Source organism: Stenotrophomonas sp. Steno-Z10-HUANG, assembly GCF_056393075.1.
In genome coordinates, this window is the sequence record NZ_JBWJPA010000002.1 from 120036 (window position 1) to 139664 (window position 19629).

The following is a 19629-nucleotide window of genomic DNA, read 5'->3' on the forward strand; positions in this document are numbered from 1 at the left end:
GAGCGCCCCTTTCACGGGCCGCGGCGTGTCCCGCATCCGGCGCGGGCCGCATGCCACGCCGCCCGCGCCCTCCTCCCGCCGCCGGCATCGTGGTGCCCTGCCTCTCCCCTGCGCTTACTGCCGGGGCGCGCGCACCGCCACGTGCAGGCGCCTGCAGGCAGCACCGGTGGCCGGGCTGCAGTACCGGCCTTGCCAGGCGGACCTACCAGCAGGCCTCGTGGACCTTGTTGTCCCATTCACTGGAAAGCGCGAACCCACGCTTCAGCCCCGCTTTGCGGAAGGCCGCTTCCCGCTGCCGCCTGGCTTTGGCGCATGCGCTCTCCACCGCGCGGGCGTTGCGCCGTGCCGGAGCCAGGCGGCGCGATCGCGGCTCGCCCCTCGCCGCTGGCGGCACCACCACGGAGGGCGCCGCCGGCGGCAGGCGCAGGACGGTCCATGCCTTGGCAGGCGGTCCTGCGCACGGCAACGACTGGTACGACACCTGGCCGTCGTCGAGACACTTGAACACCTGCATCGGCACTGCCCGGGGTGGCCCGGCCGCCGCCAGCAGGAACAGGATGCCCATGGGGATTCCAAGGGTCGCCATCGCCGACTCCGTTCAGCCATTTCCGGGGCAATGCTGAGGCAGGCAACGCGGCGGAAACATCGCCTTCCGGCCTCGCCTGGGGTCGGCGCGATACCCGGTTCGAGGTCAGGCAACCCGCCGATGCGCGCATGCAATTTTTTTTTCACAAATGGCTTGCTCGGCCCGAAAAGCCGGGCTATCATTTCGTTCTCGGCAACAACGCAACAACGGGGCCATAGCTCAGCTGGGAGAGCGCCTGCATGGCATGCAGGAGGTCAGCGGTTCGATCCCGCTTGGCTCCACCAAATCCGGACATTAGGCCGTCCGGAAGCCGAAAAAATTTGATGAAGTTTACGCGTCCCCATCGTCTAGAGGCCTAGGACATCACCCTTTCACGGTGGCGACCGGGGTTCGAATCCCCGTGGGGACGCCATTCATCGAAAAACAAAGACCCAGGCAGTCACAGGGTCTTTTTTGTTGGAGTCATTGCCCTGCCCAACAGGCAATGAGGAAGAAAAAGCTTCCACTCCAACGAAGAGTCCGGTAGTATTCCGCGCTCGAAAATTTGGATACGGGGCCATAGCTCAGCTGGGAGAGCGCCTGCATGGCATGCAGGAGGTCAGCGGTTCGATCCCGCTTGGCTCCACCAAATCCGGACATTAGGCCGTCCGGGTTGAATGAAAACGAAGCATACGCGTCCCCATCGTCTAGAGGCCTAGGACATCACCCTTTCACGGTGGCGACCGGGGTTCGAATCCCCGTGGGGACGCCAATTCAAGGAAGCTCTGCCTAGGCAGGGCTTTTTTGTTGCCTCGGGAAAAGACCTGCGCGCCGCTGCCGGCCTGCCGGACGGCTCACTGCGGCCGCACGGCCCTGTGCAGGGCCTGACGCAGGTCGCTTCCGGCATAGGGCTTGATCAGCTTCACGCCCGCATCGAATATCCGCGGCAACCGTGCCGCATCCATGCCGGTGGCGACCAGAAAGGGAATGCCGCGCGCCGCGAGCACCTCGGCAACCGGCGTACTGTCCTCGTCGTCTGCCAGGCAGAAATCGAGGAACGCCACCTGCGGCTGCAGTGCGTCGATCATGGCCAGCGCCGATTGCACGGTCGCGGCTACGCCGACCACGTGCATGCCCTCGCGCTCGAGCTGCAGTTGCAGCAGGGTCGCGTTCAAATCGTCGTTCTCCACGATCATCACACGCATCGAGTGCAGCGGATCCATCGCCATCCCTTGGTCTCGGATGCGGGAAGTATAGCCAGCGCCACCCGCGCCCACTTTGCGAAAACAGCCGCCCGGACCTGCCCAACCCGAAGGCCCTCCGTTATACTTGCGCCCCTGCCAGCCGAAGTGGCGGAATCGGTAGACGCAGCGGACTCAAAATCCGCCGCCCTTAAAAGCGTGTGGGTTCGAGTCCCACCTTCGGCACCAGCACAGCAAAAAGCCAGGCAGCGATGCCTGGCTTTTTTGCGTTCCTGGCCCTGGCGCGGGTGCATGGCGGAAGGCCGGGCGACAGGCCCTCCGCCATGGGCGCGATCAGCGCCGCATCAACCGCGACGCGCGCGCGCGAACGCCTCGGCCAATGCGTTGTTGGCCGGTGGCGCGGCGCTGCCGGAACGCGCGCCCCGCGCGGGCGCACCACGCCCCCCGTCGCGGCGCCCGGCCGCGCCCTGCCCCGCCCCCTGGTCCGCGCCCCTGTCCGGGCGCCGGGCCGGGGCCGGGCTGTCGTCCAGGCGCCGGGTCAATGCGATGCGCTTGCGGGCGACGTCGACCTCCAGCACCTTCACTTTGACGATATCGCCGGCCTTGACCACGTCGCGCGGATCCTTGACGAAAGTATCCGACAGCGCGGAGATGTGGATCAGTCCGTCCTGGTGCACGCCGATGTCGACGAACGCGCCGAAGGCGGCCACGTTGCTGACCACGCCCTCCAGCACCATGCCCTCGCGCAGGTCCTTGATGTCTTCCACGCCGTCGGCGAAGCGCGCCGCCTTGAACTCGGGGCGCGGGTCGCGGCCGGGCTTCTCCAGTTCCTTCAGGATGTCGCGCACGGTCGGCACGCCGAAGGTCTCGTCGGTGAACTGCTCGGCCTTGAGCCCGCGCAGGAAGCTGCCGTCGCCGAGCAGCGCCTTGATCGGCCGCTGCGCCGCGGCGACGATGCGCTCGACCACCGGGTAGGCCTCGGGATGCACGGCCGAGGCATCCAACGGCTCGTCGCCATCGGCGATGCGCAGGAAGCCGGCGCACTGTTCGAAGGTCTTGTCGCCCAGGCGCGGCACCTTCAGCAGGTCGCGACGGCGCCGGAACGGGCCGTTCTCGTCGCGATGGCGGACGATGTTCTCGGCCACCGTCGACGACAACCCCGACACCCGCGACAACAGCGCGGCCGAGGCGGTGTTGACGAATACGCCCACGGCGTTGACGCAGTCCTCGACGCGCGCGTCCAGCGCCCGGGCCAGGCGGAACTGGTCCACGTCATGCTGGTACTGGCCGACGCCGATCGCCTTGGGCTCGATCTTGACCAGTTCGGCCAGCGGATCCTGCAGCCGCCGCGCGATCGATACCGCGCCGCGCAGCGACACATCCAGATCGGGGAACTCACGCGCGGCGAACTCGGAGGCCGAGTACACCGAAGCGCCGGCCTCGCTGACCACCACCTTCTGCAGCTTCGGGTTGTCGCAGGCCTTGATGACCTCGCCGGCGAGCTTGTCGGTCTCGCGGCTGGCGGTACCGTTGCCGATGGCGATCAGCTCGACGTTGTACTTGGCGCACAGGTGGCGGAGCGTCTGCAGCGACTGCTCCCACTGGCGCCGGGGTTCGTGCGGATAGATGGTTTCGGTGGCGAGCAGCTTGCCGGTGGCGTCGACCACGGCGACCTTGCAGCCGGTACGGATGCCCGGGTCCAGCCCCAGCACGGTCTTCGGGCCGGCCGGCGCGGCCAGCAGCAAGTCCTTGAGGTTGTCGCCGAATACGGCGATGGCCTCGGCCTCGGCCTTTTCGCGGGCCTGGTTGAACAGGTCCAGCAACAGGTGCATGTGCAGCTTGGCGCGCCAGGTCAGGCGGCACGCATCCAGCAGCCAGCGGTCCGCGGCACGGCCCTGGTCGGCGACGCCGGCACTGCGCGCCACCCGGCCCTCGGCGTAGTGGTGGCCGGCGTCGGCGTCGCTGCCCGGGTCCAGTTCCAGGAACAGGATTTCCTCGCGGCGCGCGCGGAACAGCGCCAGCAGCCGGTGCGAGGGAATCTTCGCCAACGGCTCGGCATGCTCGAAGTAGTCGCGGTACTTGGCGCCTTCGGTTTCCTTGCCTTCGGCGACGCGGGCGCGGATCACCCCGACCTCGCCCAGCCACTGCCGCAGCTCACCCACCAGTGCCGCGTCCTCGCCCCAGCGCTCCATCAGGATCGCGCGGGCGCCTTCCAGCGCGGCCTTGGCATCGGCCACGCCCTTTCCGGCATCCACGAAGCCGGCGGCAAAGGCCTGGGGATCGCGGGTCGGGTCGGCGAGCAGGCCGTCGGCCAGCGGTTCCAGCCCGGCCTCGCGGGCGATCTGCGCGCGGGTGCGGCGCTTGGGCTTGTACGGCAGGTACAGGTCCTCCAGCCGCGACTTGGTGTCGGCGGCCAGGATCTCGTTGCGTAGTTCGTCGCTCAGCTTGCCCTGTTCCGCGATGCTGGCCAGCACCGCGGCGCGGCGGTCTTCCAGCTCGCGCAGGTAGGTCAGGCGCACTTCCAGGTTGCGCAGCTGGGTGTCGTCCAGGCCGCCGGTGACTTCCTTGCGGTAGCGGGCGATGAACGGGACGCTGGCACCTTCGTCGAGCAGCGCGATGGCGGCCTTGGCCTGCGCGGGCTGGGCGCCGATCTCGTCGGCGATGGTCTGCGCGATCTGCTGCGCGAGCTTGCTGTCTTGCATGGATTCCAGGGGGCTACCGCTACTGGGGAAGCCCGCATTCTGGCAGCGCGTCCCGGGAGGGGAAAGCCATTGACAGCCCGGCCCGGGATTGCTTCGCGGCGCGGCGACCGGCGGCTAGCCGAGGTGCCGGCTCAGGCGCTGGAACGCGATATCGTCGCGCAGGCTTTCCAGCACCATCACCCGCATGCGGCCGCGGCCGCTGACGTCCATCACCCGTTCCACGTAGATCTCGGGGCCTGCCTCGGTATCCCTGCGGGTCTTGCTGAAGCCATAGGGCACCACGCCCTTCTCGCCATCCTTGCTGCCACCGATATAAAGAACGACTGCCATGGTGACCGGTACTCCTGTTGCGTCTGTAACGGGCCCACTCTAGGTGGGCGGGCGTTACCAGGATGTACAAAAAAAGTTGATGCGCCATGACGCGCCGGTTGCATGCCGAAGACAGGCGCCGGCCACCGCTCATCGCAGGCGCGGCCACCAGCCGCGCCCTTGCAGCGCATAGCGGTCGGCGGCGCGTTCAAACGGGTTGCGCACGCTGACCCCGCCGCAGGCCAGGTAGACCGGCAGGAACAGCGGCCCCAGCACCATGTACTGGAACACATGCGCGCGCTCATGGTCGCCGAGCCGCACCGGCGGATGCAGGCAGCGGCCGGCGCGGTGCTCGTAGGTCGCGCAGGCCACGTCCAGGCTGTCGCCGGTGTGCAGGATCACCATGCCCAGCGTGATCGCGCCGCCCGGGCCCCACGGCCAGCGGTGGAATACCAGCGCGCAGTCGCGGCGGTTCCAGCGCGGCCGCGCTCCGGCCGGCATGCCCGCCAGGCCCGCCACCAGCCCGAACAGGGTGTTGGGCGCCGTCCACAGCGCGCCCAGCACGCATGCCAGGCGCGGCGCCCATGCCGCCACGCGCCCGTGCCTGCCCGCGGCCGCGCCGCCTGGAAGATGCATTGGAACCGTCAACCGCCGCGCAGCCGCAGCAACTGCTGCCGGAACCAGGGCGCGGCGTCCTGCTCGGCGTGGCCGGGACAGGCCACCCGGTAGGGCTTGCCACTGAGGCTGCTGCGGCTGGCGGCACGCTCGATGAACTGCTCGGCGGTGTCGGCCAGGCCACGCTTGAGCAGGTAATCGTACTTGCGCTGCAGGTGGCTGCGCGCCTCGCCGGCATCGTGCCAGCTGCCATTGCGCTGGAAGCGGCATCCGGAACCGGCCAGCGCCTGCATCAGCCCGTCGATCTCCTGCCGGGCGGTGGCGTCCGGCGCGGCCGGCAGGGTAGCGGGAACCGCCGCCAGTCCCAGCCCCAGCAACACCGCCAGCAGCGGGCCGTGGCTCATGTCCGCGCGCTCAGCCAGTCGTGGATGGCGGCGGGCACTTCGCGCTGCGCCCGCGCCGACACGTAAATGCCGATATGGCCACCCCGGAAGCCCACTTCGGTGTAGTCGCTGCTGCCGGTGCGTCCGCGCAGCGCCCGCGACGCCGCCGGCGGCACCAGGTGGTCCTGTTCGGCGTAGATGTTGAGCACCGGCATCCGCAGCTTTTCCAGGTCCACCGCCTCGGCGCCGATGCGGATGCCGCCATGCATCAGACCATTGCCCTGGTAGAACTGCTTGACGAACTCGCGGAACGCCTCGCCGGCCAGGTCGGGCGAGTCGAAGATCCATTTCTCCATGCGCAGGAAATCCTCCAGCGCCTGCCGGTCGTCCAGGATGTCCACCAGCCCCACGTACTTCTGCACGTTGAGCCGGAACGGCTTGAGCATCAGGTAGCTGGCGTTCATCAGGTCGGCCGGGATGTTGCCCAGCGTATCGACGAACAGGTCCACGTCGACGTGCCGCGCCCAGTGCGAGAGCATGTTGTCGGGCGTGTGGAAATCCACCGGCGTGACCATGGTGACCAGGTTGCGCACCTTGTGCGGACGCAGCGCGGCGTAACACAGCGAGAACACCCCGCCCTGGCAGATGCCCAGCAGGTTGGGCGGGCCGCCGTGCTGCGCCTGCAGGTGGTCGACGGCGCCATCGAGGAAACGCAGCAGGTAGTCCTCCAGGGTGAAGAACCGCTCGGAACGGTCCGGGTAGCCCCAGTCCAGCACGTACACATCCTGGCCGACGGCGAGCAGTTTCTGCACCAGCGAGCGGCCATCCTGCAGGTCCACCATGTACGGCCGGTTGACCAGCGCGTAGACGATCAGCAGTGGCGGCCGCTGCCCGGACGGCGCCGCGCCACCGACAAAGCGGTACAGCGTGACCTTGCCGTCGCGCCACACCGGCTGGCGTTCGGTGACGCCATAGTCGACGTCCTCCACGCCCGGCAACAGCTTCAGCCCGTCGGCCAGCTTCTGCTGCAGCTGCAGCGTTTCCTGCAGCAGGTCGTCCATGCCGAACCCGAGCGGTCCCTTCATGGCCCGCCTCCACGCCGCGACCTGGCCGGGCTGGACGCACTGCTGGGTGCGCCGGCACTGCCGGGTGCGGCCGCCTTGCCGGCTTTCCTGGCCTTGGTTGCCGCGGGCCGGTCCTGCGGCGCGGTGCCGGCGCTGCGCGCGGACTTCGCCCTGGCCCGGGGCGTCGCGGGTGCGGGCGCCGGCGGCGGGGCGGCCGCGGCATTGCCGGCAGCCATGCGCCGCATCCAGCGCTCCAGTTCGGCGATGCGGCGATGGGCCGCATCCATCTCGGTACGCGTGGGTACCCCCATCAGCTCGCAGGCGCGCTCCAGCTCTTGCTGGGTGGCGGCGCGCAGGCGCATCTGGGTGTTGGCCAGATCGGCATAGATGCGCTGGAAATCCTCGGACATGGCAACCGTGGCGTAGGCCTCTTCGGCGGCGTCGATCCACAGGTCGAACATCGCGCGGGCGCTGGTGAGCTGGCTGCCCGGCGCCTCGTGTTCGGCCAGCTTGGCCTCGAAGCGGTGGAAGGCGTCGTCCAGCACCCCGCGGATGGAGCCGACATAGGCCTGCATGCGGGCCTGGTGTTCCTGCTGCGCGCGCAGCAGGGCCTGCCAGCGCGCCTGGTGTTCGCGCGCGGGACCGAACGCCGGGGCGTTCAGCCAACCGTCCTCGCCATGACCGGCCTGCAGCGCGTGGACGAAATCGCGTATCCAGGGCTGGTCGCCCAGCGCGTTGCCACCGCGGGCCGCATCGAGCATCCAGCGGATCATGGCGTCGCCCTGGCCCTCGACGGCGTCGCGCCAGGCGCCGGCGACTTCGGCGGCGCTGCTGTCGCGGCCGGCGAAACGCGCCGCGACCTGCTGCATCGTGCCCAGCCAGTCGCCGGCCTGCTGCTGGAAGCGCGCGCCGAGTTCATGCACCTGTGGCGCGGCGCCGGTGCCGACCAGCCGCGCCCACTGCGCGATGCCCTCCTGCCAGGGAAAGGCATCGGCGGCGCCCGCGCCGCCCTGGCCCACGGCCTGCTGCCATGCCTCCCAGGCGCGCTTCAGGCCGGCGTCGAACCCCGTGCTGTCGTTGTCGTCGGCCACTGCCCTTGCCCTGCTCCGCCGTTGTCGCGGCGATGATAGCAACGCGGCCGCGTCGCCGCGGTCAGGGTTTGGGAATATGCAGGGTCTTGCTGATCATCAGCGAGCCCGACAGTGCGAACAGCAGGACCAGCGGATGCAGCTGCCACGGTCCCAGCTGCCAGACGCCGCCCCACAGGTTGGCGCCGATCGCGCCGAAATGCGCCGCCACCGCCAGCAGGATCACCAGCGCCAGGCTGGTGGGAATGGGGGTTCCCTCGAAGTACGGGACCTTGTCCGAGTCGCCGGCGATTTCCTCGGCGGTGACGTTGTAGCGCGCCAGCCGGCTGACGCCGCAGCAGACGAAGTAGCTCAGCACCAGCCAGTCCCAGCCGCCCTGCATGCCGCAGGCGTAGGCCAGCGCGGCGGGTGCGACGCCGAAGGAGATCACGTCGGCCAGCGAATCCAGTTCGCGCCCCAGGGTGGAGGACGATTGCCGCCAGCGGGCGATGCGGCCGTCGAGCGCGTCGAACACGAACGCCAGCGGGATCAGCGCCATGCCGAACAGCAGGAAACCGCGCTGGCCGTCCTGCAGGAAGCGCATCGCCGCGAACACCGCGCCGGTGCCGCAGAAGGCGTTGCCCAAGGTGAACCAGTCCGCGAGCCGGAACTCGCGCAGCATCGAGAAATGGCGTTTCATGTCGGGTTTCCGGATCATGGCGGCGTCAGCCTAGCGCGATTGCCGTGAATACGGCCATGTCGGATGCGCACGGCGCCGGTGCGGCCAGGTGAGCCCATGTGAGCGGCGGCGGCTTACAGCCGCGTATAGCTCCACGACTGCATGCGCCCGTCGCGATACGGCATCACCCCATGGAACGGCCGCGGATCGGCGTCGAACACCAGCGGCAGGAAATGGCGGTCGCCTTCCCACAGCGGCAGCGATTCGAGCTGGTCCACCGGCACCCACTCCAGCGTGCCTTCGGGGTTGGACTGCAACGGGGTACCGGTCCAGTCGTCGATCACGAACACGAACGCGAACCAGTCCTCGCCCTGCTTGCCGAAGCCCGGCCAGCTGAGCGTGCCGCGCAGGCGGGTGGTGCCGCATTCGATCCCGGCTTCCTCGCGGATCTCGCGGTGCATGCAGGCCAGCGCGTCCTCCTGCGGCTCCATCTTGCCGCCCAGTCCGTTGTACTTGCCCAGGTGCATGTCGCCGGGACGGGTGTTGCGATGGATCATCAGGGCCTGGGTACCGTCCTTGGACAACACGTAACCCAGGGTGGCGAGAATCGGGGTATAAGGCATCGGACTCGGAGCGCGCGGCGAAAACCCGCAGTATGACCGATCGCCCCGCGGCGCGACGGCCGCGCCGGTCCTAGACCAGCACGCCGGCCTCGTCGAGACGGCGCAGCGTGGCCACGCCATGCCCGCGTTCCGCCAGGTACTCCAGCCACTTGCCGAGGAATGTGTTCATGCGCAGGCGGTGGCTGACCAGTTCGTCCGCGGGCGGGTACATGCCCATGACGTCCTGCCAGCGCCGGCCGACATAGCAGTGCGTGGTCTCCACCTGCCGCGCATCCCGGTACAGGCGCACGTAGGCCGACGGATCGGGCTCGCCGGTCAGCGGGTCGAGGATGCCGTAGGTCATGCGCAGTTCGACCGTGTAGCGGTGGCACTCGATCACGTCCAGGTACAGGTCCAGGCCGTCGCCGATGGACGAGGCGTAACGCCCCGGGTGCAGGCGGTCCGGCGCGAACAGCCGCATCAGGTGCTGGTAGTTTTCCGCGTACAGCCCCATCAGCCAGCCGAGGCGGCCCAGCCGGGGAATGCGATCGACGCGGGAAAGAGCCTGGTTCATGCGCCGATCCTACACGGCGCCCCCGGCCGCGGCATGCGCCCCGGGTTCAGAACATCTCCCGCTGCAGTCCCAGCGTGCCCAGCACCTTGCTGGAGATCTCCTCGATCGAGGTATGGGTGGTGCTCAGGGTCGGGATGCGTTCCATCCTGAACATGGTTTCGGCCGCGGCCACCTCGCGCCGGCAGACCTCGGCACTGGCATAGCGGGAGTTGGGCCGCCGTTCCTGGCGGATCTGCTGCAGCCGCTCGGGGTCGATGGTCAGCCCGAACAGCTTGTTGCGGTAGGGTCGCAGGCGCGGCGGCAGGCGGTCGCTTTCCAGGTCCTCCTCGGTCAACGGATAGTTGGCCGCGCGGATGCCATAGTGCAGCGCCAGATAGATGCAGGTCGGCGTCTTGCCCGCGCGCGACACGGCCACCAGCACCACGTCGGCCTCGTCGTAGTTCACCGCGATGCCGTCGTCATGGCTCAGCGCGAAGTTCATCGCATTGATGCGGCGGTGGTAGGTGTCGAAATCCACCATGCCGTGGGCCTGGCCGATCCTGGAGTGCCGGGTCGACTCCAGCTCCTGTTCCAGGGGGCCGATGAACGGCGCGAACACGTCCAGCACCAGCGCCCCGCTCTCCTCCAGGATCCGCCCCAGCGCCGAGTCCACACAGGAGCTGACCACGATCGGGCGCACCTGGTAGCGCTCGCCGGCGGCACGGATGCGGCGCGCGGCCTCGTGCGCTTTGTCCACATCGTCGACGAACGACATGCGATCGGTCACGAAACTGAAGCCGGAGAACTGGGTCAACAGGCTGTGGCCCACGGTTTCGGCGGTGATGCCGGTACCGTCCGAGACATAGAACACCGGCCGGATCGCCGTCATGCAGGACTCCTTTGGAGGGGGGATGGCACGGGGGGCGGCGGATGACCCGTCGCTGTCCCGGGAAAGACAAGCACAAGACAAAGTAATGTCACAAGCTTGTGCCGCTTAGGTGTGCACTGCATCATATTGGCTTCTTCCTACGGACGTGGCCATACCAGCCCGCCTCGGGCGATGGCCTCAACGGAGCATCGCGCTTGAACGAGAACATCCTGTGGTTGCATGAACTGCGCCTGGCCGACCTGGCCCGCGTGGGGGGCAAGAATTCCTCGCTCGGCGAGATGATCGGCAACCTTGCCGGCCTGGGAGTCTCGGTGCCGGGCGGCTATGCCACCACGGCCGAGGCGTTCAAGGATTTCATCGCCCACAACGACCTGTCCAAGCGCATTTTCGACCGCCTGGCCACGCTCGACGTCGAAGACGTGAACGCCCTGACCGCCGCTGGCGGCGAGATCCGCGGCTGGGTGATCGACGCCCCGCTGCAGCCGGCGCTGGACAAGGACATCCGCGACGCCTACGCCCGCCTGTGCGCCGACAATGGCGGCGGCGAGGTGGCCGTGGCGGTGCGCTCGTCGGCCACCGCCGAAGACCTGCCCGATGCCTCCTTCGCCGGCCAGCAGGAAACCTTCCTCAACGTCACCGGCGCCGACGACGTCGTGCGCAAGGTCAAGGAAGTGTTCGCCTCGCTGTACAACGACCGCGCCATCGCCTACCGCGTGCACCACGGCTTCAAGCACGAGGACGTGTTCCTGTCCGCCGGCGTGCAGCTGATGGTGCGCTCGGGCGTGGGTTCCTCCGGCGTGCTGTTCACCCTGGACACCGAGTCCGGCTTCCGCGACGTGGTGTTCGTCACCTCCTCGTTCGGCCTGGGCGAGATGGTCGTGCAGGGCGCGGTCAACCCCGACGAGTTCTACGTCTACAAGCCCACGCTGCAGGCCGGCAAGCCGGCGATCCTGCGCCGCGCGCTCGGCAGCAAGGCGATCCGCATGGTGTATTCGGACGTCCCCGGCGAGCGGGTCAAGGTCGAGGACACCCCGGCCGCGCTGCGCAACACCTTCTCCATCAGCGACGAAGACGTGCACGAGCTGGCCCGGCAGGCACTGACCATCGAGAAGCACTATGGCCGCCCGATGGACATCGAGTGGGCCAAGGACGGGGTCAGCGGCAAGCTGTTCATCGTGCAGGCACGCCCGGAAACGGTGAAATCGCGCAGCCACGCCACCCAGATCGAGCGCTTCGCGCTGACCGAGAAGGGCGGCAAGGTACTGGCCGAAGGCCGTGCGGTCGGCGCCAAGATCGGTGCCGGCGTGGCGCGCGTGGTCAAGACCCTGGACGACATGAACCGCGTGCAGCCGGGCGACGTGCTGATCGCCGACATGACCGACCCCGACTGGGAGCCGGTGATGAAGCGTGCCTCTGCCATCGTCACCAACCGCGGTGGCCGCACCTGCCACGCGGCGATCATCGCCCGCGAGCTGGGCGTGCCGGCCGTGGTCGGCTCGGGCAACGCCACCCAGGTGATCGAGGACGGCCAGCTGGTCACCGTCAGCTGCGCCGAGGGCGATACCGGCTTCATCTACGAGGGCAAGCTGGGCTTCGAGCGCGCGACCACCGACCTGGGCAACATGCCGCCGGCGCCGCTGAAGATCATGATGAACGTGGCCAACCCGGAACGCGCCTTCGATTTCGGCCAGCTGCCGAACGCCGGCATCGGCCTGGCCCGCCTGGAAATGATCATCGCCAGCCACATCGGCGTGCACCCGAACGCGCTGCTCGAATACGACCGCCAGGACGCGGCAACGAAGAACAAGATCGACGAGAAGATCGCCGGCTACAAGGACCCGGTGAGCTTCTACGTGGACCGCCTGGCCGAGGGCATCGCCACCCTCACCGCCTCGGTCGCGCCGAACCCGGTGATCGTGCGCCTGTCGGACTTCAAGTCCAACGAGTACGCCAACCTGATCGGCGGCAGCAACTACGAGCCGCATGAAGAGAACCCGATGATCGGCTTCCGCGGCGCCAGCCGCTATGTCGACCCGAGCTTCTCGGCCGCGTTCGCCCTGGAGTGCCAGGCCGTGCTGCGCGTGCGCAACGAAATGGGCCTGGACAACCTGTGGGTGATGATCCCGTTCGTGCGCACCCTGGAGGAAGGCCGCAAGGTGGTCGAGGTCCTGGCGCAGAACGGCCTGAAGCAGGGCGAGAACGGGCTGAAGATCATCATGATGTGCGAGGTGCCGTCCAACGCGCTGCTCGCCGATGAGTTCCTGGAGATCTTCGACGGCTTCTCGATCGGCTCGAACGACCTGACCCAGCTGTCGCTCGGCCTGGACCGCGATTCCTCCATCGTCGCCCACCTGTTCGACGAGCGGAACCCGGCGGTCAAGAAGCTGCTGTCGATGGCGATCAAGGCCGCGCGTGCCAAGGGCAAGTATGTCGGCATCTGCGGCCAGGGCCCGTCCGACCATCCGGACCTGGCCGAATGGCTGATGCAGGAAGGCATCGAGTCGGTGTCGCTGAACCCGGACACCGTGGTCGATACCTGGCTGCGGCTGGCCAAGAGCAAGGCCGCCTCCTGAGCCGCGCCCGTCGGGCGACCGCGTGATCCATGACAGGCCCCGGGAAACCGGGGCCTGTTTTTTTTACGGCTTCTCGCCGCCCCGCCGTGCTCTGCACTGCCACTCTTGCCGCCGCCGAATTGCCGCCGCCGATGGCAGATGAAAACAGCGCCCCGATGCGGGGCGCTGCCTGAAGCGTGCGGGTGTGGGAAGCGGACGCCTTCCCGCGGGGAACTCAGCGGCGGGCGGCCGCGGCATCCACCGCGGCGGTCTGCGTCACCACCTGGCCGTCGATCACCGGCAGGCGGTCGCTGGCCGGCTTGTCATCCATCCGCACCTTCTTTTCCTGGCCGTTGAAACGGTAGGTGACGTCATAGCCGACGGTGCGGCTGGCATTGCCCAGGGCGATGCGGCTGCCCGGCTGCTTGTCCATTCGCATGCTGCCGGTGCTGCCGTCGGCCTTGCGGTAGGTGACGTTGTAGCCGGTGACCCGCGACGATTCCGACGCGGTCTGCTCGGTATGGCACTGGCGCTCGGTACGCTGCACCACGCGGCCGCCGACATGGCGCTTGTCGATCTGGTTGCCGATCACGCCACCGGCCACGGCGCCGGCCGCGGTCGCCGCCTTGCGCCCGTCGCCCTTGCCCACCTGGTTGCCCAGCAGGCCGCCGATGACCGCGCCGGCCACGGTGCCGCCGACGTTGCCATCGCGCTCGGGCAGGCGCTCCTGCACCACCACGTCCTCGCACACCTCGCGCGGCACCGTGGTGGTGGAGGTTTCGCGGACCGGCTCGCTGCCGATGACCGTGGCGTAGGCCGGTTCGCTGCGGGTCACCGGCTCGACCTTGAGTACGTCGGCGTACTCCAGCATGCCCTGCTGCGGCGCCAGCGCGTTGCCGGCCGCGGCGTCATCGGCCAGCGGGGTGTTGTCCAGTACCGGCGCCTGGCCCGGCGCCAGCGGTAAGGCCTTGTCACGGGTGCTCATGAACGCCGCCGTGGCGATGCCTCCCACCAGCAGGGCACCGGCAGCCACCAGAACAGTAGTCGTGTTGCTCTTCATCGTCTGCTCCCAGCGGGTCGTCCGCCTGTTGACCTGCGCGCAATTCCAGCACGATAAACCTGAACGAAGGCATCGCACGGACCCGGCCGCTCGTGAAATGCCGGCCGGCTGTCGCAATATTGCACCTGCCGCCCCCGCCCCGCCGCCAAGGATCCCCCCATGTCCAGTCCCCTGCTGCTGCCCTTCATGGAATGGGCGCGCAAGTTGCGCTACCCGACCCTGTTCAAGATCACGGCCGGCCTGTTCGTGCTGAGCCTGCTGCTGCCTGACCCGGTGCCCTTCATCGACGAGATCCTGTTCGGCCTGGGTACCCTGCTGCTGGCCAACTGGAAGCGGCGCAAGAACCCGGTTGCCGCCGTCGAGCCGCCCGCGCTGCCGCGCAAGCGCTGAACCATGCAGTTGGTGGACAGCCATTGCCACCTGGACGCCCCGGCGTTCGATGGCGACCGTGACGCGGTGCTGGCGCGCGCCGGCGCCGCCGGCGTGGCGGCGATGGTGGTGCCGGCGGTCACCGCGGCGGGCTGGCCCGGGCTGCGCCAGGCCTGCGCCGCCAACCCCGCACTGCATCCGGCCTACGGCCTGCACCCGATGTTCCTGGCCGAGCATCGCCCGCCGCATCTGGATGCGCTGCGCGCTTGGGTGGAGCGCGAGGCGCCCTGTGCCATCGGCGAGTGCGGGCTCGACTTCTTCGTCGAAGGCCTGGACGCCGACACCCAGCGCCAGTACTTCCACGCGCAGCTGCAGTTGGCGCGGGAGACCGGGCTGCCGGTGATCGTGCATGCCCGCCGTGCCACCGAGGAAGTGATCCACACCCTGCGCCGCGTGGGCGGCCTGCGCGGGGTCGTCCACAGTTTCTCCGGCAGCCCGGAACAGGCGCGGCAACTGTGGGACCTGGGCTTCCTGGTCGGCCTGGGTGGGCCGCTCACCTACCCGCGCGCCAACCGCCTGCGCACGCTGGTGGCGACCATGCCGCTGGAGTTCCTGCTGCTGGAAACCGACGCGCCCGACCAGCCCGATGCCGCCATCCGCGGCCAGCGTAACGAACCGGCGCGGTTGCCCGCCGTGGCCGCGGCCATCGCCGGCCTGCGCGGGCAAACGGTGGAGGAGATCGCCGCTCGCACCAGCGAGAACGCGCGGCGCCTGTTCAAGCTGCCGCCTGCATGATCCGCGGCGCCGGCGACCATGACAACGGCGCGGGCCGATGCCGGTTGCCGCGCCACGGCGTGATCAGGCCTTCGGCTTGAGCAGCATTTCCAGGGCCTTGCCGACCGCGGCGAAAGCGAACGCGCCGGTGATGTGGGTCGCCGCGCCGAGGCCGGCACCGCAATCGAGCTTCAGCGCCGCGTCGGCACCCAGGTTGGGGCGCAGCCCGCAGACGCTGCCATCGGCCTGCGGGTATTTCACGTTCTCCAGCGAATACACCGCCGGTACGCCGAAATAGCGTTGCGGGTTCTTGGGGAAGTTGAATTCGCCGCGCAGCTTCTTGCGGATCAGCGCCAGCATCGCGTCGTGCTCGGTGCGCGACACATCGCGCACCCGCACCAGGGTCGGGTCGGTGCGGCCGCCCGCCGCGCCCACCGTGATCAACGGCAGCTTGCGGCGCCGGCACCAGGCGATGGCCTCCACCTTCACCCGGAAGCTGTCACAGGCGTCGATGACCAGGTCGAAACCGCGATCCAGCAGCTCGGCCATGTTGGCTGCGGTCAGGAATGCTTGCACCGGTTCGATGCTGGCATCAGGGTTGATCGCACGGCAGCGCTCGGCCATCGCCACCGCCTTGTTGCGCCCGTACTGGCCGGCCATCGCCGGCAGCTGCCGGTTGGTGTTGGACACGCAGATGTCGTCGGCGTCGATCAGGGTCAGGTGGCCGACCGCCGAACGCACCAGCGCCTCCACCACCCAGGACCCGACGCCGCCCATGCCGATCACCGCCACCCGGCTGGCGGACAGCCGTTCGATGGCGCCGGCGCCATACAGCCGGTCGATGCCGGCGAAACGTTCGCGCAGTTGTGCTTTCATCCGCGCATTCTAAACGTGGCCGCAAACGTGCCGTGCGTCGTACCATCGGTGCATTCCCCAAGGAGCCCGGGCCCATGACCGAACCCAGCCGCACCCAGTCCAACGCATCCCGCTACCTGTTCGTGCTGATCGCCGGCCTGCTGATCGGCGGGGTCGCCACCGTGATGGCGATGCGGGCCATCCAGGCGCGGCAGGATCCGTTCCCGCACAGCCTGATGAATGTCATGGCACGCCAGTCCCAGCTGCTGGGCGACAGCCGCAAGCAGAACCGCTGCACGATCAACGACTCGACCCCGCGCCTGCAGACCCTGCGCCTGCTGACCAACGACCTGGACCTGGCCTTCCCCGGCCTGCGCGACGATGCGCGCTTCCAGCAGCATGCAAGCCGCTTCCGCGCGACCTTGAACGACGCCCTGGCCGCGCCCCCGGCCGACTGCACCGCACTGGCCGCGGTCACTGAACAGCTTGGAAACGACTGCAAGGCCTGCCACCAGGATTTCAGGTGATTCGACCCGGGTTTCACGCGTGGTTGGCTCGCCATTCACGCGTGAAAAGGGAGGATTCACCGTGCCGGGTATGGCCATACCCGCTACCCATCTGGCAAGGAGAATCACCATGAAGATCCAGTTGATCGCTGCGGGCGCCATCGCCAGCCTGGCCTTGGCCGGCTGCGCGACCTCCCCGGGCTATGGCGGCAGCTATGGCGGTGGCTACAACAATGGCGGCTACAACAACGGCGGTTACAACACCACCCGCTGCGCCGATTGCGGCATCGTCACCCGCATCGACACGGTGGCCTCGGGCCGCACCGCACCCTCGGCCACCGGCGCCATCCTCGGCGGCATCGTCGGCGCCGTGGCCGGCCATGAAATCTCCAGCCACACCGGCGGCAGCAAGGGCAACCAGAACATCTCCGCGGCGGCCGGCGCGGCGGCCGGTGCGCTGGCCGGCAACAAGATCCAGCAGAACGTCACCGGCAATTCCTACGACATCCAGGTGCGGATGGACGACGGCCGGGTGATCGTGGTCAACCAGAAGGACCTGGGCGGCATCCGCGAGAACACCTACGTGCGCGTGGTCAACGGCCGCGTGGTGCTGCGCTGAGCCCGGCCCACCCGCATGGAGCGCACGGAAAAGGCCCGCATCCGCGGGCCTTTTCCTTTCTGCGGTACCGCGTGTGGTATCAGACCGGCTGCACGGCGTCAGCCTGCAGGCCCTTCTGCCCCTGCACCACGGTGAAGGTGACCTTCTGGCCTTCCTTCAGGCTCTTGAAGCCCTGGGTCTGGATGGCGCGGAAGTGCACAAACACGTCTTCGCCATTCTCGCGGCTGATGAAGCCGAAGCCCTTGGCGTCATTGAACCACTTGACAATGCCGGTTTCGCGATCGGACATCTCGACTGACTCCCTGTTGCTCTCTCGTTTGATGGATACGCCCCGGAAGGCGGCTGACTGCAAGGAGGAAGCGAGGTGCAACGATGCAGCAAATCATGCGATCTACCCATCAGGCCACGATTCACGGTGACCTTGCCAAGCTCAGCGGCTGAAACTTAACCCGACCATAACCAAAAATCAATCGGGGAAAGACAATCTTGTCAACCCCTTTTGGTCCTCCCCCGGAACCTGCATGGACTATTCATTCATATTGTATCTGCTAGCGGCCGTGCTCGTTCTCGTCGGCCTGGCCGGCGTGATCCTGCCCGCGCTGCCCGGGCTGCCGCTGGTTTTCGCCGGCCTGCTGGTGGCGGCCTGGACCGACGGGTTTGCCCACGTCGGCTGGCTGCCGCTGGTGGTGCTGGGCGCCCTGACCGCACTGTCCATCGTGATCGACGTACTCGCCACCACCCTGGGGGCGCAACGGCTCGGCGCCAGCCGGCTGGCGCTGGCCGGGTCGGTGCTGGGCACCGTCGTCGGGCTGTTCTTCATGCCGGTCGGGCTGTTCGCCGGCCCCTTCGTGGGCGCCCTGCTCGGCGAATACCTGCATGGCCGCCGGCTGGGCCAGGCTGCCCGGGTGGGCCTGGGCACCTGGCTGGGCATCGTGCTGGGCGTCGCGCTCAAGCTCGGGCTGGCGGTGGCCATGCTCGGGGTATTCGCCGTCGCCTGGTTCGTCTGAACCGCGGGTACGGCACCCATGACTCCCGCTGCACACGGGGATGACCGACAATCCCCCTGGATCACGCCCTGGCCGCAGGGCGCCTGCCCTTTGTACCGATGGACCGTTCCCGCATGCACATCTCCCGCGCCCGCCCCGCCCTGCTGCTGGCCCTGTCGGGCTGCTCCGCCGCCGTCCTGGCGCAGGAGTCGATCACCACGCCCGCTTCGCCGCAGGCCTGTTTCGCCCTGGATTCGGACGCTGCCCGCCTGAGCTGCTACGACAGCGCGCTCGGCCGCACCCCGGCCGATACCCGGGCCGCGGACGCCGCGGCCAGCGCCGCGCAGCAGACGCTCAAGGAGGCCAAGGCCAGCGCCCGCGAGGCCGAGCAGCCGCTGCCACGACGCAACGAGCTGTTCGCCCATGACGACCTGGCCTCGGCCGTGGCCAACGCTGGCCGGGGGTCGATGCTGGACAGCCGCTGGGAGCTGGCGAAAGACTCCAAGCTCGGCCTGTTCCAGCTGCGCGCCTACAAGCCGGTGTACCTGCTGCCCGCGTTCTGGAGCAGCAAGCCGAACCGGTTGCCGCACTCGCCCAACCCGGCCAACACCGCGACCGAGGCCGAGGACCTGGACGCCACCGAACTGAAGTTCCAGCTCAGCTTCAAGACCAAGGTCGCCGAGAACCTGTTCGGCGACAACGGCGACATCTGGGTCGGCTATACCCAGAGTTCGCGCTGGCAGGCCTACAACAGCGAGATCTCGCGCCCGTTCCGCGAGACCAACTACGAGCCCGAGGCCATGCTGGTGTTCCGCAACGGCTATTCGCTGTTCGGCTGGAACGGGCGCATGACCGGCATCAGCCTCAACCACCAGTCCAATGGCCGCAGCGACCCGCTGTCGCGCAGCTGGAACCGGGTGATCCTGAACGTCGGCCTGGACCGTGACAACTGGGCGATCATGCTGCGGCCCTGGTATCGCATCCCGGAGAACGGCCGCGACGACAACAACCCGGACATCGAGGATTACATCGGCCGCGGCGACGCCACCGTGGTCTACAACCGCAACGGCCACGAGTTCTCGGTGACCGCGCGCCATTCGCTGCGCGGTGGCGACCGCTCGCACGGTTCGGTACAGCTGGACTATGGCTTCCCGCTCAGCCGGCTGCTGCGCGGCCACGTCCAGGTGTTCGACGGCTATGGCGAAAGCATGATCGACTACAACCACCGCGCCACCTATGTCGGCGTTGGCGTCTCGCTGTTGGAATGGTTCTGAAGGC

The 19629-nt window shown here is 68.4% G+C and carries 21 protein-coding genes, 5 tRNA genes and 1 pseudogene; 12 read left to right on the forward strand and 15 right to left on the reverse strand.

Annotated features, from left to right (window positions below):
• Positions 1-202: 202 nt before the first annotated feature.
• Positions 203-565, reverse strand: a complete 363-nt coding sequence (locus tag AC06E6_RS03465) for a hypothetical protein (RefSeq protein ID WP_104938759.1) — start codon at positions 563-565, stop codon at positions 203-205.
• 229 nt (positions 566-794) lie between these two features.
• Between AC06E6_RS03465 and AC06E6_RS03470 the strand changes: the two genes are divergently transcribed.
• The 4 genes from AC06E6_RS03470 to AC06E6_RS03485 all read left to right on the forward strand — a co-directional run bounded on the left by AC06E6_RS03470 (position 795) and on the right by AC06E6_RS03485 (position 1337).
• Positions 795-870, forward strand: a tRNA-Ala gene (locus AC06E6_RS03470).
• Between the two features lie 52 nt (positions 871-922).
• Positions 923-998: transfer RNA gene (locus AC06E6_RS03475), tRNA-Glu, on the forward strand.
• Between the two features lie 140 nt (positions 999-1138).
• A tRNA-Ala gene (locus AC06E6_RS03480) sits at positions 1139-1214 on the forward strand.
• 47 nt (positions 1215-1261) lie between these two features.
• Positions 1262-1337: transfer RNA gene (locus AC06E6_RS03485), tRNA-Glu, on the forward strand.
• A gap of 82 nt (positions 1338-1419) precedes the next feature.
• Here the strand turns inward: AC06E6_RS03485 and AC06E6_RS03490 are convergent.
• The gene (locus AC06E6_RS03490) at positions 1420-1788 is read right to left on the reverse strand and encodes a response regulator (RefSeq protein WP_240212740.1); all 369 of its coding nucleotides are present in this window, start codon (positions 1786-1788) and stop codon (positions 1420-1422) included.
• 120 nt (positions 1789-1908) lie between these two features.
• Here AC06E6_RS03490 and AC06E6_RS03495 point away from each other — a divergent pair.
• Positions 1909-1995: transfer RNA gene (locus AC06E6_RS03495), tRNA-Leu, on the forward strand.
• Between the two features lie 116 nt (positions 1996-2111).
• Here AC06E6_RS03495 and AC06E6_RS03500 read toward each other — a convergent pair.
• The 10 genes from AC06E6_RS03500 to ppsR all read right to left on the reverse strand — a co-directional run bounded on the left by AC06E6_RS03500 (position 2112) and on the right by ppsR (position 10630).
• Positions 2112-4469 (reverse strand): Tex family protein, encoded by a 2358-nt coding sequence (locus AC06E6_RS03500; RefSeq protein ID WP_240212739.1) that lies wholly within the window; start codon positions 4467-4469, stop codon positions 2112-2114.
• A 114-nt stretch (positions 4470-4583) separates the two neighbouring features.
• Positions 4584-4799 (reverse strand): hypothetical protein, encoded by a 216-nt coding sequence (locus tag AC06E6_RS03505; RefSeq protein WP_104938758.1) that lies wholly within the window; start codon positions 4797-4799, stop codon positions 4584-4586.
• Between the two features lie 129 nt (positions 4800-4928).
• Positions 4929-5414, reverse strand: a complete 486-nt coding sequence (locus AC06E6_RS03510) for a hypothetical protein (protein ID WP_478060363.1) — start codon at positions 5412-5414, stop codon at positions 4929-4931.
• An 8-nt stretch (positions 5415-5422) separates the two neighbouring features.
• Positions 5423-5797 carry a YfeK family protein gene (locus AC06E6_RS03515; RefSeq protein WP_240212737.1) on the reverse strand — a complete coding sequence of 125 codons (375 nt, stop codon included), beginning with the start codon at positions 5795-5797 and terminating at the stop codon, positions 5423-5425.
• Positions 5794-6861, reverse strand: a complete 1068-nt coding sequence (gene phaC, locus AC06E6_RS03520) for a class III poly(R)-hydroxyalkanoic acid synthase subunit PhaC (RefSeq protein WP_478060364.1) — start codon at positions 6859-6861, stop codon at positions 5794-5796. The genes AC06E6_RS03515 and phaC overlap by 4 nt, the downstream gene beginning before the upstream one ends.
• Complete coding sequence (gene phaE / locus AC06E6_RS03525) at positions 6858-7931, reverse strand: class III poly(R)-hydroxyalkanoic acid synthase subunit PhaE (protein ID WP_240212735.1); 1074 nt, start codon at positions 7929-7931, stop codon at positions 6858-6860. The genes phaC and phaE overlap by 4 nt, the downstream gene beginning before the upstream one ends.
• A gap of 61 nt (positions 7932-7992) precedes the next feature.
• Entirely contained in the window at positions 7993-8607 is a 615-nt protein-coding gene (locus AC06E6_RS03530; protein ID WP_240212734.1) for a CDP-alcohol phosphatidyltransferase family protein, read from the reverse strand.
• Positions 8608-8720: 113 nt separating this feature from the next.
• Complete coding sequence (locus AC06E6_RS03535; protein WP_104938754.1) at positions 8721-9209, reverse strand: NUDIX hydrolase; 489 nt, start codon at positions 9207-9209, stop codon at positions 8721-8723.
• Between the two features lie 70 nt (positions 9210-9279).
• Positions 9280-9762 carry a DUF1249 domain-containing protein gene (locus AC06E6_RS03540; RefSeq protein WP_104938753.1) on the reverse strand — a complete coding sequence of 161 codons (483 nt, stop codon included), beginning with the start codon at positions 9760-9762 and terminating at the stop codon, positions 9280-9282.
• A gap of 46 nt (positions 9763-9808) precedes the next feature.
• Positions 9809-10630 (reverse strand): posphoenolpyruvate synthetase regulatory kinase/phosphorylase PpsR, encoded by an 822-nt coding sequence (gene ppsR, locus AC06E6_RS03545; protein ID WP_104938752.1) that lies wholly within the window; start codon positions 10628-10630, stop codon positions 9809-9811.
• Between the two features lie 194 nt (positions 10631-10824).
• On the opposite strand from ppsR, the gene ppsA reads away from it, so the two are divergent.
• On the forward strand, positions 10825-13203 hold the full coding sequence (ppsA, locus tag AC06E6_RS03550; RefSeq protein WP_161614404.1) for a phosphoenolpyruvate synthase: 2379 nt from the start codon (positions 10825-10827) through the stop codon (positions 13201-13203).
• A 214-nt stretch (positions 13204-13417) separates the two neighbouring features.
• Here the strand turns inward: ppsA and AC06E6_RS03555 are convergent, their stop codons facing one another.
• The gene (locus AC06E6_RS03555; RefSeq protein ID WP_275692545.1) at positions 13418-14242 is read right to left on the reverse strand and encodes a glycine zipper 2TM domain-containing protein; all 825 of its coding nucleotides are present in this window, start codon (positions 14240-14242) and stop codon (positions 13418-13420) included.
• A 159-nt stretch (positions 14243-14401) separates the two neighbouring features.
• Between AC06E6_RS03555 and AC06E6_RS03560 the strand changes: the two genes are divergently transcribed.
• Complete coding sequence (locus AC06E6_RS03560; RefSeq protein ID WP_161614403.1) at positions 14402-14632, forward strand: DUF6116 family protein; 231 nt, start codon at positions 14402-14404, stop codon at positions 14630-14632.
• Positions 14633-14635: 3 nt separating this feature from the next.
• On the forward strand, positions 14636-15406 hold the full coding sequence (locus AC06E6_RS03565; protein ID WP_240212732.1) for a TatD family hydrolase: 771 nt from the start codon (positions 14636-14638) through the stop codon (positions 15404-15406).
• A gap of 63 nt (positions 15407-15469) precedes the next feature.
• Here the strand turns inward: AC06E6_RS03565 and AC06E6_RS03570 are convergent, their stop codons facing one another.
• Complete coding sequence (locus AC06E6_RS03570) at positions 15470-16261, reverse strand: tRNA threonylcarbamoyladenosine dehydratase (RefSeq protein ID WP_104938747.1); 792 nt, start codon at positions 16259-16261, stop codon at positions 15470-15472.
• Between the two features lie 74 nt (positions 16262-16335).
• On the opposite strand from AC06E6_RS03570, the gene AC06E6_RS03575 reads away from it, so the two are divergent.
• Positions 16336-16767 (forward strand): cytochrome c, encoded by a 432-nt coding sequence (locus AC06E6_RS03575; protein ID WP_161614401.1) that lies wholly within the window; start codon positions 16336-16338, stop codon positions 16765-16767.
• Between the two features lie 109 nt (positions 16768-16876).
• A complete protein-coding gene (locus tag AC06E6_RS03580) occupies positions 16877-17365 on the forward strand; it encodes a glycine zipper 2TM domain-containing protein (protein WP_104938746.1) in 489 nt (162 codons plus the stop codon).
• Positions 17366-17444: 79 nt separating this feature from the next.
• On the opposite strand, the gene AC06E6_RS03585 is transcribed toward AC06E6_RS03580, so the two are convergent.
• The gene (locus AC06E6_RS03585; protein ID WP_054665365.1) at positions 17445-17654 is read right to left on the reverse strand and encodes a cold-shock protein; all 210 of its coding nucleotides are present in this window, start codon (positions 17652-17654) and stop codon (positions 17445-17447) included.
• Positions 17655-17886: 232 nt separating this feature from the next.
• On the opposite strand from AC06E6_RS03585, the gene AC06E6_RS03590 reads away from it, so the two are divergent.
• Both AC06E6_RS03590 and AC06E6_RS03595 read left to right on the forward strand, forming a co-directional pair.
• On the forward strand, positions 17887-18372 hold the full coding sequence (locus tag AC06E6_RS03590) for a DUF456 domain-containing protein (RefSeq protein ID WP_240212731.1): 486 nt from the start codon (positions 17887-17889) through the stop codon (positions 18370-18372).
• Positions 18373-18788: 416 nt separating this feature from the next.
• Positions 18789-19625: pseudogene (locus AC06E6_RS03595) on the forward strand (phospholipase A); the annotation flags it as partial.
• Positions 19626-19629 lie beyond the last annotated feature (4 nt).